The sequence below is a fragment of the Streptomyces tibetensis genome (assembly GCF_040647715.1).
Taxonomy (GTDB): domain Bacteria; phylum Actinomycetota; class Actinomycetes; order Streptomycetales; family Streptomycetaceae; genus Streptomyces; species Streptomyces tibetensis_A.
In genome coordinates this window covers 615,584-630,788 of sequence record NZ_JBEZCR010000003.1, presented here as the reverse complement: position 1 = coordinate 630,788, position 15,205 = coordinate 615,584, and the positions used below count along the sequence as shown (strand labels likewise).

Here is a 15,205-nt window from a genome sequence, read left to right as displayed (position 1 = left end):
CCGGTCAGTGTATGCAGATCGTTCCGTGGCGCCTTCGTTGGCCGTGCGGCGTGCCGCCCGCTGCCCCCCGACGGCGGTGAACGTGTGCTCAGCGGCCCTGGTAGCGGGCCGCCTTGGAGCGGGCCGAGCCGAGCTTTCCGTAGAGCTTGCGTCCCGGGCACTCGGTCTTGAAGCCGTCCCGGTGCCCCGAGATCACATTCAGTCGTACCTTCTTGCCTTTTCGGTAGAGATTGCTCCCGGCCGACTTCAGGTAGGTCTTTCCCTTCGGGTTCACCCGGTACAGCCCCAGCTTCCACGCGCTCAGCCGGGCGATGGCCTTGACCGCGGATTTCGACGGCTTCTTGGTGCCGTAGGACCCGAGGACGGCGATCCCCATGCTGTTGCTGTTGAAACCCAGCGTGTGCGCGCCGAGGACGGGTTTGGCCACGCCCCCCGCGCGGCCCTCGTAGATCTTTCCGCACTTGTCGATGAGGAAGTTGTAGCCGATGTCCCGCCATCCCATGCTCTTGACGTGGTAGCGGTAGATACCGCGGATGAGTGACGGGACCTGCGAACAGCGGTAGTTGTTGCCGCTGGCCGTGTGGTGCACGAAGGCCGCCTTGACCTTCTTGGTGTACCGGAGGCCGCTCTCCCGCAAGCCCTCGTTCGCACCCCAGCCGCGCCGCGTGACGATCCCCGGGCGCGGGCCGATGTACGGCTTCGCCTGCCGCTGCTGCTCCGTCAGCTGTGCGGCGTTGATGGCGCGGTATTCCTGCTCGGTCCCGGCGCGGCTCAGTGCCGCGATCTCGGTGGCGCCGAGGGGGGCGAGTTCGGAGTTGGCGGCGGAGGCCTCGGCGAGGGCGGAAGACTCGGCGTTCCGGGCGTCGGCGGCGCGGGAGCCCCCGACGCCGAGGGATGTGGTGTCGGCCTTGCCCGGGTCGACGAGTTCGAGGCGCAGGCCCGAGGGCAGCGGGAGCGCGGCGCGCTGGGTGCGGGTGTCCGAGGCGCGAGCGCGGGAGCCGGCCGCTCCGCCGCCGGACTCGGAGCTGACCCGCAGTTCCACGCCGTTGGAGTCGCCCACCCACAGCGGTGCGGTGGCGCCGCGGACGCGGCCCGAGGCCCTCTCGGGGGTGCCCGGGTCGGCGGAGTGGTCGGCGTTGTGGGTCTCCAGGTCCTGCCAGCCCGACCAGGTGCCGGTACCGGCGGCACGGGTGCGGACCCGGACACGGCCGTGCAGTTCGACGTCGGGGTCGTCCCAGATGACGCCGACGAGGGAGAAGTGACGTACGGCGCGACGGGACAGGCCCTGCTCGGTGGAGGAGGCGGAGGGGGTGGCGCGGGTGCGGGTGAGGGGTTCGAGGGGGAGGGACTGGGTGCTGCCGGCGGCGTACGGTTCGGCCGTGCGCCGGTCGGCCGGGTTCATGGCCGGGGAACCCGCGGGGAGCGCGGGTCTCGCGGCTTCCGCGGCCGGCGCCGGTCTCGCCGAAGCCGCGAGGGCGGGTGGGGTGAGGGGGAGGGCCAGAGCGGCCGCGCAGGTGACACCGATCGAGGAAGCAAGGAATCCACGCATGCCCCTGATCTTGGACATAGTCGTATAAGTCTGTCCATTTGGGAGTTGACGGGTCATCGGCCGGGGTTCGGCCGAACCGGTGGCGGATCCGGGGCGCGGCGCCGGGCGGGCCGTTGGGCGGGGGCCGGTGCGTTGCGTACGCTTGCGCGGGTGAACGCCACCGATCGCACCCCTGCCGACCTGCTGGGTTCCGCGCTCGCCGCGGATCCGGGACGCCCCCTGGTGACCTTCTACGACGACGCCACGGGCGAACGGGTCGAACTGTCCGTGGCCACCTTCGCCAATTGGGTGGCCAAGACCGCGAACCTCCTCCAGGACGAGCTGTCCGTCGAGCCCGGGGACCGGGTGGCGCTGCTGCTGCCCGCGCACTGGCAGACGGCGGTGTGGCTGCTGGCGTGCGCGTCGGTGGGCGTCGTCGCGGACGTCTCCGGGGAGGTCCGGGCGGCCGACGTCGTGGTGAGCGGGCCGGACCGGCTGGAGGAGGCCCGGGCGTGCTCCGGTTCGCGGATCGCGATGGCGCTGCGGCCCCTCGGGGGGCGGTTCCCTCAGGTACCCGAGGGCTTCACCGACTACGCCGTGGAGGTGCCGGGGCAGGGTGACCGGTTCGTTCCGTACGCGCCCGTGGATCCGGAGGGGCCAGCGCTGATCGTGGCCGGGCGGGAGTTCAGCGGGGCCGAGGTCGTCGAGCGGGCCCGGGCCGAGGCGACGGCGCTGGGACTGACCGGGCCCGGGTCGCGAATCCTGTCCGGACTGCCGTACGACACGTGGGACGGCTTGAACGCCGGGCTGTTCGGGCCCCTGGCCACCGGGGGTTCCGTGGTGCTGTGCCGGCATCTGGACCAGGCCGGGGACGGGGTGCTGGACAAGCGGGTGGACAGCGAACGGGTCACGGTGATCGCCCACGGCACGGCGGGCCGCTGACACCGCGCGTCGCAACGACCGACACCGCCACCCCGCCCGCGGCACGGCAGGCCGGTAGCCCTGCTGTTCCCCCGTTCGGACCATCACCATCCGCCCCCCGGACGTTATCCGCGCCATGGTCGTAGGAGCAGTGCGCGCGGGGCGTTCCCGGTTCAGGAGGGGTGGTTGCTGCCGTGGGCTACAGGGTCGGTCCGGGCGCGGGGGCGTCCGCCAGCGGGCGGGGGCTGGTGCGGCGGCGCCGACGGCGGTGGGTCCGCATCGCGGCGTTCGGGGTCACGGCCCTCCTCGTGGCGGCCGGCGGGGCCGGCTGGGCCGTGTACGCGAAACTCAGCGGGAACATCACGCCCGACGAGGCGGCCGCCGCCGAACTCGCGCGCTACGACAAGGAGCGGCCCACCTCCCTGGTCAAGGACGCCCGGAACATCCTGCTGATCGGGTCGGACTCGCGCGAGGGGACCGACAACGCCCGCTACGGGCGGGACTCCGGCACCGAGCGGTCCGACACCACGATCCTGCTGCACCTGTCCGCGGGCCGGGGCAGCGCCACCGCCGTCTCCCTCCCCCGGGACCTGATGGTGGACCTGCCGGGCTGCCGGCGCCCGGACGGGTCCCGCAGCGCGCCCCGTTTCGCCATGTTCAACCAGGCCTTCCAGCTGGGTGGTTCGGCCTGCACCATCCGGACCGTGGAGAAGCTGACCGACATCCGCATCGACCACCACGTCGTCGTCGACTTCCACGGCTTCAAGGAGATGGTCGACGCGGTCGACGGAGTCGAGGTGTGCCTGCGGGAGCCGATCGACGACCGGGCCGCCAAGCTGCGGTTGCCCGCCGGGCACGTGACACTGAACGGCGAGCAGGCCCTCGGCTACGTCCGCGCCCGCAAGACCCTCGGCGACGGCAGCGACACCGAGCGGATGGAGCGGCAGCAGCGATTCCTCGGAGCCCTCGTCAACAAGGTGCGCAGCAACGACGTCCTGCTGAACCCGGTCAAGCTGTACCCCGTCCTGGACGCCGCCACGTCGTCCCTCACCACCGACCCGGGCCTGGCCAGCTTGCGCGGTTTGTACGATCTTGTCCGCGGCCTGCGCGACATCCCCATGGAACAAGTGCAATTCCTGACCGTCCCCCGGGAGTCGTATGCGTACGACGCCAATCGCGACCAACTCGTGGAGCCCGCGGCGGACCGGCTCTTCGAGCGGCTGCGTACGGACGCACCCCTGGTCGTGGCGGGGAACGGCCCGCCGGGCCTCGCCCCGCCGATCCTCGCCGGCGCGCCCGGAGGGTCGCACGGGGACGCACATCGGGGCTCTCGCCTCGGGCCCGCCGTCACCGTTTCTCCTCCACCGACGTATCGGGGGAACACGGCAGCCGAGGACACCTGCGGGTAAAGCGGGCACCAAGGCCGCTCCAAGGCGCGGAACTCTCCACCCGGGAATAGGCGAATTGCCCGAGTGTGGGGACGTGGCGTGGGTCACCGTCGTCGCCGGGCGCCGAAAGGGCCGGTTAGTGTGAGCGATCCGGTGCGCCCGGCCCCGGGGGACGGTCCCGAGGTCGCGCACTGTGTGAACGAGACCCGGGCGCCTTGGAGGGGGAAGGCGCCGCGTCCCCCGACGGAGGAATCAGGCAACCGTGGACGCGCAAGGCCGTGGGCGGGCGGACGACGTCGACCCCGCAGATCAGTGGGTGCTCAACCCGAACACCGGCGAGTACGAACTGCGCCTGGGGCCTTCGGCGCCGCAGTCGGGCGTCCCCGCACCCCGCAGGCCCCGGCCCTCCGAGGCGGCCCCGCCGGCGCGCGGCCGCACGGAGACACGGGGCGGTACGGAGACACGCGGCCGTACGGAGGCCCCCGGGCGGTCACGGCCCGAGACGCCCGGCCGCGCGGTGCCGCCGCCGCGCCGGCGCCGCGGGGCGCCGGAGGAACCACTGCCGGGGCGGCGCGGACGACGCCCGGCGAAGAAGGCCTCGAAGAGCAGGAAGGTCCTGCTGTGGACCGGCGGCACGATGGCGTTCGTGCTGGTCGCCGGCGCGGGTGCCGCGTACCTCTACATCGAGCACCTGAACGACAACATCGCGTCCGTCTCCGACGACGGCGCGAGCACCGGTGGCTTCAGCAAGGACAAGGCGATCAACATCCTGCTGATCGGCACCGACAAGCGCACCGGCAAGGGCAACTCCAGCTACGGCGACGCGGGCAGTGTCGGACACGCCGACACCACGATCCTGCTGCACGTCTCCAAGGACCGGTCGAACGCGACCGCGTTGAGCATCCCGCGTGACCTGATCACAGACATCCCGGACTGCCCGACGACGCAGGCGGACGGGACGCAGAAGATCATCCCCGGCACACGGCAGGTCCGTTTCAACACCAGCCTCGGTCAGGACGGCCGTACGCCCAGCTGCACGATGCGGACCGTGACCGAGCTGACCGGGGTGAAGCCGGACAACTTCATGGTCGCGGACTTCAACGCGGTCAAGACGCTGACCAGCGCGGTGGGCGGGGTCGAGGTCTGTGTGGGCAAGGACCTCGACGACCCGGACTCGCACCTGAAGCTGTCCAAGGGCATGCACACCATCGAGGGCGAGCAGGCGCTGGCCTTCGTGCGCACCCGGCACGCCGTCGGGTTCGGCGGGGACCTGAGCCGGATCGGGCTGCAGCAGCAGTTCCTGAGCGCGCTGATGCGCAAGCTGAAGTCCAACGACACCCTCACCAGCCCGTCGAAGATGCTCGACCTGGCCGAGGCCGGCACCAAGGCGCTGACCGTCGACTCGCAGCTGGACAGCATCGGCAAGCTGAAGGACCTCGGCCTGGAGTTGGGCAAGCTCAACACCAAGAACCTGACGTTCACCACCGTCCCGGTGATCGACAACCCGGCGGAGAAGGTCAAGGCCACCGTCGTCCTGAACGAGTCGACGGCCCCGCAGGTCTTCGAAATGATCAAGAACGACGTCTCCTTCACCGCCGTCAAGGAGCAGAAGAAGAAGGAGGCCGCCGCGGTCGCCGCCCGCCTGAAGGGCACCAAGGCCCCGGCCTCCGACGTCCGGGTGCGGATCCTCAACGGCGGTGCCGTCGCCGGCAGCGCCCAGGAGACCCTGAGCTGGCTGCAGAACGAGGAGGGTGTGACCAAGTCCGAGAACGCCGGCAACGCGCCCGCCCCCCTGGCGAAGACGACTCTCGAGTACGCGCCCGACCAGGCCGACCAGGCCCGTCGCCTCGCCGACCTCATGGGCCTGTCCGGGTCCGCCATGAAGCCGGGCAAGAGCGTGACCAACGACCAGGGGCTGCCCGCGATGACGCTGACCCTCGGCAAGGACTTCGAAGGGGCGGGGGTCTCCCTCACCGCCCCCGCAAAGGCACCGGAGGGGGTGCAGAAGTCCACCGCCGACAAGGTGGAGTGCGCCAAGTGAGGTGAATTTCCTTCGCGTTCGCCAAAGTTCCTTCAAACAAATGGGCGGGATTGCCCAGTTGTAGGAACGTGCAATTTCTCACCCACGTCGCTCGGCGCCGAAGTGTGCGGATAGTGTGTGCGATCCAGTGCTCTCACTCATGAGCTCCGTCCTGGGGGAGTGCACTGCTTGACCAGCACCGTGCGCCTTCCGGGGGAGGGCGCCGCGTGGCCCGACGGAGGAATCAGGCAACCGTGGACGCGCAAGGCCGTGGGCGGGCGGACGACGTCGATCCCGCAGACCAGTGGGTACTCAACCCGAACACCGGCGAATACGAACTGCGACTGGCCCCTTCCCCAGCGCAGTCGTCCGTTCCCGGGCCCCGTGGTTCCGGTGGCCGTGGGCCGGCCGGTCCGGGTGGTGCGGCACGTGCCCGCCGGACCGAACCCGCCCGGCGTCCCGGGGCGGCGGCATCCGGCGGTGAGGCTCCCTCCCCGCGCAGACGCACCAACCCCCCGGCCGACGCGGCCGCGGGGCGGCGCGGGCGCCGTCCGGCGCAGAAGAAGGGCAAGGGCAAGAAGGTCCTGATGTGGGCCGGCGGCTCCCTGGCCTTCGTGCTCGTCGGGACGAGCGCGGCCGCGTACCTCTACTACGAGCACCTCAACGACAACATCACGTCCGTCTCCGACGACGGCGCCGGCACCGGCGGGTTCAGCAAGGACCGCGCGATCAACATCCTGCTGGTCGGCACCGACAAGCGCACCGGCAAGGGCAACGCGGGCTACGGCGACAAGGACAGCGCCGGGCACGCGGACACCACGCTCGTCCTGCACGTCTCCAAGGACCGTACGAACGCGACGGTGCTGAGCATCCCCCGTGACCTGATCACCGACATCCCGGACTGCCCGACGACGCAGGAGGACGGCTCGGAGAAGGTCATCCCGGGCAAGCAGCGCACCCGCTTCAACAACAGCCTGGGGCAGGAGGAGCGGACGCCGAGCTGCACCATGCGCACGATCACCGAGCTCACCGGGCTGAAGATGGACCACTTCATGGTGGCCGACTTCAACGCGGTCAAGACGCTGTCCAGCGCGGTGGGCGGGGTCAAGGTCTGTCTGGCCAAGGACATCAAGGACCCCGACTCCAAGCTCGACCTGCCCAAGGGAGAGCATCTGATCGAGGGTGAGGAGGCGCTGGCCTTCGTGCGGACCCGGCACTCCGTGGGCTTCGGCGGTGACTTGAGCCGGATCGAACTGCAACAGCAGTTCCTGGGCTCGATGATGCGCAGCCTGAAGTCCAACGACACCCTGACCAGCCCGCAAAAGATGATCAAGCTGGCCGAGGCGGGCACCAAGGCCCTGACCGTCGACTCGCAGATCAGCACGATCAAGAAACTGGCCGATCTCGGTGCGGAGTTGGGCAAGTTCGACACCAAGAACCTCACCTTCGCGACCGTGCCCGTCGACGACAACCCCGCGGAGAAGGTCAAATCCACGGTGGTCCTGAAGGAGCCTCAGGCCCAGCAGCTGTTCGCGATGATCCGTGACGACGTGTCGCTGAGCGCGGTGAAGCAGGAGAAGAAGAAGGAGAAGGCCGCCGAGGCCGCCCGGCTGAAGGGCACCAAGGCCCCGGCCTCCGAGGTGCGGGTGCGGATCCTCAACGGCGGTGCCGTCGCAGGCAGCGCCCAGGAGACCCTCAGCTGGCTGCAGGTCCAGGAGGGCGTGACCAAGTCCGAGAACGCGGGCAACGCCGAACAGCCGCTGGCCAGGACGACACTGGAGTACGGGCCCGACGAGGCGGACCAGGCGCGCCGGCTCGCCGAGATCATGGGCCTGTCCGGGGCCGCGCTCAAGCCGGGCAAGAGCGTGACCAACTCCCAGGGGCTGCCGGCGATGACGCTGACCCTGGGCAAGGACTTCAAGGGCGCGGGCGTTCCCCTCACCACTCCGGCGAAGGTGCCGGACGAGGTCCAGAAGGCCACGGCCGACAAGGTCGAGTGCGCGAAGTGACCTGACCGTCCTTTCCTGCGTCTCACAGGTGGACGGAGCAAGCCCGGACGAATCGGCCGGGTGTACATCCGACCGGGCATGTCAGAGGTCCAACCAGAAGCGGGGACGACCGTGCTCCGGCGGAGCGACGGGGGAACCCGTGGTCCGGACGGACACGGGTCGCCCGTGATCCGAACACGACGCGGGGCGGACCCGTGGGTCGGCTGCAGGGGTGGGGAGGCAGGGGTATGGCGCAGAGTGACGTGCGTGCAGGCGGCACACGGCACGATTCGGGCGGCCTGGCCCAGGACGGGCGTCCGGGGACGGCGGCGCCCGCCGCGGACGGGGGCGAGGGGGGCAGAGGCGGCCGCAGCCGTCGGCGCGGCCGGCGGCGCGGCGGCGGACGCCGGATATTGCGCTGGTCCGCGATCGTGCTGTCGCTCCTGATACTCGGGACGGCCGGCGCCGGATACCTCTACTACCGCCATCTCAACGGCAACATCGACAAGGGCAAACGCAACAGCGGCGAGTCCGACGTCGCGAAGAGCGGCCCCAACGCGGCGGGCCAGACACCGCTCAACATCCTGCTCATCGGCTCCGACAGCCGGAACTCCGCGGAGAACGTCAAGCTCGGCGGCGGCAGGGACAACGTCGGCAGCAAGCCCCTCGCGGACGTGCAGATGCTCCTGCACGTCTCGGCGGACCGCGAGAGCGCGTCCGTGGTGAGCATCCCGCGGGACACGCGGGTGGACATCCCCAAGTGCGTCGACCCCGACACCGGGGAGAAGTACCCGGCGAAGAACACGATCATCAACGAGACGCTCCAGCGCGGCGGCCCGGGCTGCACGCTCGCCACCTGGCAGAACCTGACCGGTGTGTACATCGACCACTGGATGATGGTCGACTTCGCCGGAGTGGTGGACATGGCGGACGCCATCGGCGGTGTCCCGGTCTGCGTCAACCAGAACGTGTGGGACCGGCCGCTGCCCGGCCAGCGCGGCGGCTCCGGACTGAAGCTGAAGGCCGGCACGCACAAGGTGCAGGGCAAGGAGGCGCTGCAGTGGCTGCGCACCCGCCACGCCTGGGGCAGTGACCCGCTGCGCGCCAAGGCACAGCACATGTACATGAACGCGATGATCCGGACGCTGAAGGACCAGAACGTCTTCACCGACACCGGCCGCCTGATGGGTCTGGCCGAGGCGGGCACGAAGGCGCTGACGGTGTCCGAGGAGATCGGCACGGTCAAGGAGCTGTACGACGTCGGCATGCAGCTGAAGTCGGTTCCGACCAACCGCATCACGATGACGACGATGCCGTGGGTCGAGGACCCCCTGAACCGCAACCACCTGGTGCCCAAGGCGCAGGACGCCGACAAACTGTGGGCGATGCTCCGCGACGACGTCTCGTTCGACAAGAGCGGCAAGGCGCGCGTGGCCGCGGACGCGGGCCCGTCCCCGGCTTCGGTGAAGGCCACCGGGCCCGCCGCCGCGCCGGCCGCGGGGCTGTCGGTCGCCGTCGTCAACGGCACGGCCAGTGATCAGCAGGCGGCCGTTCCCCAGCGGGCCGCCGCGATCGTGGCGGCGCTGCAACGGGAGGGCTTCACCCGGGCCGTCGCCGCGAGCGGGCAGGACCCGCAGGCGCGGACCCAGGTGACGTACCCGAAGAGCACGGGCGAGCAGGGCCGGGCCAACGCGCTGTCGGTGGCGAAGGCGGTCGGCGTCCCGAGCAGCCAGGTGCGGGCCACGGACGACGTGACCACGACGCTGACCATCGGCAGCGACTGGCGGGAGGGCACGACCTACCCGAAGCAGAAGGCGCCCGAGGCCGGCGACCTGCCCGACTCCGCGGACGCGCTGACCGCGGACAAGACGGAGTGCATGGACGTGTACAAGCCCTACCAGTGGTGACCGTCCGCGCGGCCTGAGAGAGCGGGACCACGCTCCGGCGTGCACACACAGCAGGGCCCCTCCCCGTCCGGGAAGGGGCCCTGGCCCACTCGGGTCAGCCCGGGCGGGTCAGCTCGCGGCGGCGTCGGCGCGCACCGCGGGGCGCCGGGAGGCGATGACCTTCCTCGCCAGCGCCCGCGGGCTGGTCAGGAAGCCCCAGCCCCACGACATGTGCATGGTGGCCAGCGCCACGGGGATCTGCAGCCGCGCCTTCAGCGGCAGGCCCTTGCCCGCCGGGACCGAGCCGAGCAGGATCGCCGCCAGGTAACCGCCGGGCACCACGAAGCCCCACGGGGTCAGCAGCGCGCCCACCAGGATCCCGGCCCCGATCGCGCACACGGCGGCCGGCGGGGCGAGGTAGCGCAGGTTGATCGAACCCTCGTGGAAGCGGGCCACCACGTGCCGCCAGCGGCCGTAGTCCTTGTACTGCTTGGCGAGCGCCTTCACGCTCGGCCGCGGCCGGTACGACACCTTCAGCTCGGGCGAGAACCAGATGAGGCCGCCCGCCTCACGGATACGGAAGTTCAGCTCCCAGTCCTGGGCGCGGATGAACTCCACGTTGTAGCCGCCCTGCTGTTCCAGCGCCTCGCGCCGGAACACCCCCAGGTAGACCGTCTCGGCCGGACCCGCCTGGCCACCGGTGTGGAAGGCGGCGTTGCCGACCCCTATCTTCGAGGTCATCGCGGCTGCGACCGCGTGCTCCCAGTCGTTCTCGCCCTCGGCGTGCATGATGCCGCCGACGTTCTGCGCGCCGGTCTCCTCCAGGAGCCGTACCGCGGTCGCGATGTAGTTCGGCGAGAGCATGCCGTGCCCGTCGACGCGGACGACGATCGGATGCCGGGAGGCGCTGATCGCCGCGTTCAGCGCCGCGGGCGTACGGCCGGTGGGGTTGGGGACGGTGTGGACACGCGCGTCTTCTGCCACGAGCTCGGCGGCGATCTCGTCCGTGCGGTCCGTGGACGGACCGAGGGCGATCACGACCTCCATCTCGCCGGCGTACTCCTGCGCGAGGATCGCTTGGACTGCTCCCCGCAGATGCCGCTCCTCGTTGAGGACGGGCATGATCACGGAAACGGCGGGGTGGCGCACGTCGGGATTGGCGTTCATAGGGGGGTCACGTTACCGCGAACGGGGGACACCGGTGCGCGCCGCCGGGGCGGTACCGCAGGCCGCAGATCGTATCGGCCTACGGTTTCACAGATCCCACGTACGGCCGTCGTCCGGAGGTGTTCCCATGCCCACGCCGCCGCGGTCCTCCCGGTCCACCGCCGGCCCTCAGCGCCGCTCGCAGCCCCCCGCCCCCCGCCGCGCTCCGCGCAGGCCCGCGCCGCCCGCACGCAAACCGCGCTGGGCCCTGCGGGCGGCCACCACGCTGTCCGTGGTCGTCCTCGCCTCCGCCGGCATCGGGCACGCGGTGATGACCAGCCTGGATGCGGACATCGCCCGGGTCGACCCCTTCAAGGACATGAAGAACCGCCCGCAGGCGGGCCACGGCATGAACCTGCTGCTCGTCGGCACCGACGGCCGGGAGAAGATCGGCCAGGAGGAGCGCCGCACGTACCGGCTGGGCGGCGCGCCCTGCCACTGCACCGACACGATCATGATCGTGCACATCTCGGAGAACCGGGACCGGGCCAGCGTGGTGAGCCTGCCGCGCGACTCGTACGCGGTGACGCCGGCGCATGTCGACCGTACGTCCGGCAAGCGGCACGAGGGACATCCCCTCAAGCTGAACGCCGCGTACGCCGAGGGCGGGCCGCAGCTGACCGTGCGCACGGTCGAGGACATGACCAAGGTGAAGATCGACCACTACCTGGAGGTCGACTTCACCAGCTTCATGAAGACGGTGGACGTGGTCGGGGGCGTGCAGATCTGCACGACCGACCCCCTGCAGGACAGCTACACCGGGCTGAACCTCCCCGCCGGCCGGCACACGCTCCGGGGCGGGCAGGCGCTCCAGTTCGTGCGCGCCCGCCATGTCGACGGGGCCTCCGACCTGGGCCGGATGAAGCGGCAGCAGCGCTTCATGGCGGCGCTCGTGGAGCGGCTCACCTCGTCCGGGATCCTCCTCAACCCGATGAAGTTCCGGGACGTGACGCGGGCGGTGCTGGGCTCGGTACGGGCCGACAAGGGCTTCGGCACGGACGAGATGCTGGACCTGGGCCGGGCCATGCGGAACTTCTCCCCCTCCTCCTCCGAGTTCACCACCGTCCCGGTCGGGCAGATGGGGTTCTTCGTGGAGGGCGTCGGCTCCACGCTGAAGTGGGACGCCGTGAAGGCGGAGCGGCTCTTCCAAGCCCTGCGCAAGGACGAGCCGCTGTCGGTGCACCGGCCGCGCGGCGCCACCCGGGTCGTCCCGGTCGCCCCGCAGCAGATCCGCGTCCAGGTGGAGAACGGCACCCGCACGCCGGGCCTCGGCCGCAGGGTGGACGCGGCCCTGGCGGCGACGGGCTTCCGCACGACCCGCGCACCCGTGACCGCCGCCACCCTCGACGTGAAGCGCACGGTGGTCGCCTACGACCCCGGCTGGGACCGCTCGGCCAAGTCCCTCGCGGCCGCCCTGCCGGGCAGCGAGCTGCGCGTGGTCCCGGGCCTGGGCGCGACCCTGAAGGTGATCGCGGGCCAGGACTTCCAACGCGTCCGCAAGGTGCGGGCCGAGGATCCGGGACAGGGCGAGGCCGGGGTGGTGCGGGGGGACGAGGTGGCGTGCGGTTAGGTCCGGCCGTCCTGCCCTGGGGCCTGGCGTCGGCCCTGGCCTTCAGGAGCTCGGGCGAGCCGGGTCAGTCCTCGAAGCCCTCCGCCGCGCGCCTCTCGCGCAGGTCCATGATCGCGCGGCGGCGGGCCAGGCGGTGGGTGCGGCGGATCTGGGCCTCCTGGTAGCGGCGCTTGTCGCGCTCCGTCTCCGGGAGGACCGGCGGGACCCGGCGGGGCTTGCCGTCGGCGTCGACCGCGGCGAAGACGAGGTAGGCGGAGCCGACCTGCGTGGCCGGGGCCGACTCGTTCCAGCGTTCGGCCAGGACCCGGACCCCGACCTCCATGGACGTCCGGCCGGTCCAGTTGACCTGCGCCTTGACGTGCACCAGGTCACCGACGCGGACCGGCTCCAGGAACGCCATCTCGTCCATCGACGCGGTGACCGCCGGCCCACCGGAGTGCCGTCCGGCCACGGCCCCCGCCGCGTCGTCCACCAGCTTCATGATCACCCCGCCGTGCACGGTCCCCAGAAGGTTCGTGTCGTTGTGGGTCATGATGTGGCTGAGGGTGGTGCGGGACGCCGAAGTCGGCTTGCCCGGGATATCCGGACTGCCGGAATCCGCAGCTGGGGCCAGGTCTGTCATGGCCTCTACCTTAAGGCGAGGCTGCGCGTGGGGGTTTTGTGTCAGCTTCGCCACAGCCGTGCTCTGATTTTCCGACGACTCTTGTATGGCGCACTACGGGGACCTGCACACTGGGGCGCATGAATGACTGGCCCGAGGGATTCTCCGGTGACAACCGCGGCAACCGCTTCGGACGCGGCAGCTCGAGCGCACGGCCCGAGAGCGCCCGCGTCATGCGGCAGGTCCGCCGCGGCCCGGCGGCATCGCCCGGGCAGGCGGGATACGGCGGCGCCCCGCCGTACGGCGGCGGCGTACCGCAGCAGCCGTCCTACGTGGACGGCGGCGGCTACGGCCCCGGTGACGGCTACGACAGCGGCTACAACACCGGACAGGTCTACGGCTCCCCCGGCGGCAGAGGCCCCGGCGGCCCGGGCGACGGCAGGTACGAGCCGCGTCCCGCGCCGGACTGGCGCCGCCGTATCAAGGTGACGGCCATCACGCTGGTGACGCTGCTGGTCGTGACGAGCGTCGGCACGTACTTCTGGGCCGACTCCAAGCTCAACCGCGAGGTCGACCTGTCCAAGGTCATCGACCGGCCGGAGGCGGGCGAGGGCACGAACTACCTGATCGTCGGCTCCGACAGCCGCAAGGGCATGTCGGCCGAGGAGAAGAAGAAGCTGCACACCGGCTCCGCCGAGGGCAAGCGCACGGACTCGATGATGATCCTGCACACCGGGGACGGCGCCCCGACGCTGGTCTCGCTGCCGCGCGACTCGAACGTCACGATCCCGTCGTTCAAGGGCTCCGACTCCGGCAAGCTCTACCCGGCCACGGGCCGCCAGACCAAGCTGAACGCGGCCTACGCCGAGGACGGCCCGGAGCTGCTGGTCCGCACGGTGGAGGCCAACACCGGCCTGCACATCGACCACTACGTGGAGATCGGCTTCGCCGGCTTCGCGAACATCGTGGACGCGGTCGGCGGCGTCGAGATGGACATCCCGCAGGACATCAAGGACACCAAGTCCGGCGCGAACTTCAAGAAGGGCACGCAGACGCTCAACGGCGAGCAGGCCCTCGCCTTCGTCCGCACCCGCTACGCGCTCGCCGGCTCCGACCTGGACCGCACGAAGAACCAGCAGAAGTTCCTCTCGGCCCTGGCCAACCAGGTCGCCACCCCGAGCACGGTCCTGAACCCCTTCAAGCTGTACCCGACCATGAGCGCCGGCCTGGACACCCTCGTGGTCGACAAGGACATGAGCCTGTTCGACCTGGCGTCCATGTTCTGGGCGATGAAGGGCGTCAGCGGCGGTGAAGGCAAGTCGATGAACATGCCGATCGCGGGCAACACCCCCAACGGCAACCTCCAGTGGAACACCGCGAAGGTGAAGACGCTGGTGAACGAGCTCAAGAACGACGAGAAGGTCACCGTCTCCGGCAACTGAGCGGGCCGAACGAGGCGAAGGGGGCACCCGGGCGGGTGCCCCCTTCGCCATGAGGGGGTGCTTGTGCTCACATCGAGGCGCCCGACATCGAGCGGCACGACTCGGCGCAGCGGCGACAGGCCTCCGCGCAGCGCATCATCTGCGCGTCCTCCGGCATGGACATACACGCCTCGGCGCACATGTCACAGGCCCGGGCGCACATCGCGCACATCTCGGCCATGAGCGGCGAGCGGCGCATCATCATGTCGGCGCACATGCGCGTCATCTCGGCACAGTCCATGACCGCGCGCATGATCTGCATCTGGGCCGGGCCGCCCATCTGCAGGCAGGAGCTCATGGTCTCCTCGCACACGCTGTGGCACGTCATGCAGGTCTGGACGCAGTCCTGCATCTCCTTGCTGAGCGGGGTGGTGGTGGCGGGCTGCTGGGTCATGACGTCCTCCCAGGGGATGGCGGGAGCCGCGGATCGACGCCCGCTCCTCTCGTCCTACGCCTCCGGCCCCATGAGCACCACAGGACGGACCCTCCCACGTGTGTGAGGCACGACTCAGCGGACTCTGCGTGAAAGCGCCGACAGCGGCAAAAAGGGGTTGCAGGCGCGCCGGGGGTCCGGCAGGGCGGGGCGGGGCTGGAGCGGGACAACCGTGCAGGGGGG

General features: G+C 70.8%; 11 protein-coding genes. 7 read left to right on the top strand and 4 right to left on the bottom strand.

The window, feature by feature from the left end; genetic code table 11:
• Positions 1–88 precede the first annotated feature (88 nt).
• Complete coding sequence (locus tag AB0B29_RS11575; protein ID WP_362237145.1) at positions 89–1,549, bottom strand: peptidoglycan recognition protein family protein; 1,461 nt, start codon at positions 1,547–1,549, stop codon at positions 89–91.
• A 150-nt stretch (positions 1,550–1,699) separates the two neighbouring features.
• Here AB0B29_RS11575 and AB0B29_RS11570 point away from each other — a divergent pair, with 150 nt between their 5' ends.
• The 5 genes from AB0B29_RS11570 (at position 1,700) to AB0B29_RS11550 (ending at position 9,752) form a co-directional block, all read left to right on the top strand.
• Entirely contained in the window at positions 1,700–2,470 is a 771-nt protein-coding gene (locus AB0B29_RS11570) for a TIGR03089 family protein (RefSeq protein ID WP_362237143.1), read from the top strand.
• A 173-nt stretch (positions 2,471–2,643) separates the two neighbouring features.
• Positions 2,644–3,858 (top strand): LCP family protein, encoded by a 1,215-nt coding sequence (locus tag AB0B29_RS11565; RefSeq protein ID WP_362237140.1) that lies wholly within the window; start codon positions 2,644–2,646, stop codon positions 3,856–3,858.
• Positions 3,859–4,099: 241 nt separating this feature from the next.
• Positions 4,100–5,878: an LCP family protein gene (locus AB0B29_RS11560; RefSeq protein ID WP_362237138.1), complete on the top strand. Its 1,779-nt coding sequence runs from the start codon at positions 4,100–4,102 to the stop codon at positions 5,876–5,878.
• 233 nt (positions 5,879–6,111) lie between these two features.
• Complete coding sequence (locus AB0B29_RS11555) at positions 6,112–7,866, top strand: LCP family protein (RefSeq protein ID WP_362237135.1); 1,755 nt, start codon at positions 6,112–6,114, stop codon at positions 7,864–7,866.
• A 227-nt stretch (positions 7,867–8,093) separates the two neighbouring features.
• On the top strand, positions 8,094–9,752 hold the full coding sequence (locus AB0B29_RS11550; RefSeq protein WP_362237132.1) for an LCP family protein: 1,659 nt from the start codon (positions 8,094–8,096) through the stop codon (positions 9,750–9,752).
• 108 nt (positions 9,753–9,860) lie between these two features.
• Here the strand turns inward: AB0B29_RS11550 and AB0B29_RS11545 are convergent, their stop codons facing one another.
• Entirely contained in the window at positions 9,861–10,898 is a 1,038-nt protein-coding gene (locus AB0B29_RS11545) for a glycosyltransferase family 2 protein (protein WP_362237129.1), read from the bottom strand.
• 127 nt (positions 10,899–11,025) lie between these two features.
• Here AB0B29_RS11545 and AB0B29_RS11540 point away from each other — a divergent pair, with 127 nt between their 5' ends.
• Positions 11,026–12,507 (top strand): LCP family protein, encoded by a 1,482-nt coding sequence (locus tag AB0B29_RS11540; protein WP_362237126.1) that lies wholly within the window; start codon positions 11,026–11,028, stop codon positions 12,505–12,507.
• Positions 12,508–12,571: 64 nt separating this feature from the next.
• Here AB0B29_RS11540 and AB0B29_RS11535 read toward each other — a convergent pair whose 3' ends face one another.
• Complete coding sequence (locus tag AB0B29_RS11535; RefSeq protein WP_362237123.1) at positions 12,572–13,129, bottom strand: acyl-CoA thioesterase; 558 nt, start codon at positions 13,127–13,129, stop codon at positions 12,572–12,574.
• Between the two features lie 119 nt (positions 13,130–13,248).
• On the opposite strand from AB0B29_RS11535, the gene AB0B29_RS11530 reads away from it, so the two are divergent.
• Positions 13,249–14,550, top strand: a complete 1,302-nt coding sequence (locus AB0B29_RS11530) for an LCP family protein (RefSeq protein ID WP_362237121.1) — start codon at positions 13,249–13,251, stop codon at positions 14,548–14,550.
• A 67-nt stretch (positions 14,551–14,617) separates the two neighbouring features.
• Here the strand turns inward: AB0B29_RS11530 and AB0B29_RS11525 are convergent, their stop codons facing one another.
• On the bottom strand, positions 14,618–14,983 hold the full coding sequence (locus AB0B29_RS11525) for a four-helix bundle copper-binding protein (protein WP_104780261.1): 366 nt from the start codon (positions 14,981–14,983) through the stop codon (positions 14,618–14,620).
• Positions 14,984–15,205: the final 222 nt, after the last annotated feature.

What these genes read in the sequence shown, in the direction of transcription:
- AB0B29_RS11575 (WP_362237145.1), bottom strand. Translation starts at nt 1,549, where the DNA reads ATGCGTGGATTCCTTGCTTCCTCGATCGGTGTCACCTGCGCGGCCGCT.
- AB0B29_RS11550 (WP_362237132.1), top strand. Translation starts at nt 8,094, where the DNA reads ATGGCGCAGAGTGACGTGCGTGCAGGCGGCACACGGCACGATTCGGGC.
- AB0B29_RS11545 (WP_362237129.1), bottom strand. Translation starts at nt 10,898, where the DNA reads ATGAACGCCAATCCCGACGTGCGCCACCCCGCCGTTTCCGTGATCATG.
- AB0B29_RS11540 (WP_362237126.1), top strand. Translation starts at nt 11,026, where the DNA reads ATGCCCACGCCGCCGCGGTCCTCCCGGTCCACCGCCGGCCCTCAGCGC.
- AB0B29_RS11535 (WP_362237123.1), bottom strand. Translation starts at nt 13,129, where the DNA reads ATGACAGACCTGGCCCCAGCTGCGGATTCCGGCAGTCCGGATATCCCG.
- AB0B29_RS11530 (WP_362237121.1), top strand. Translation starts at nt 13,249, where the DNA reads ATGAATGACTGGCCCGAGGGATTCTCCGGTGACAACCGCGGCAACCGC.
- AB0B29_RS11525 (WP_104780261.1), bottom strand. Translation starts at nt 14,983, where the DNA reads ATGACCCAGCAGCCCGCCACCACCACCCCGCTCAGCAAGGAGATGCAG.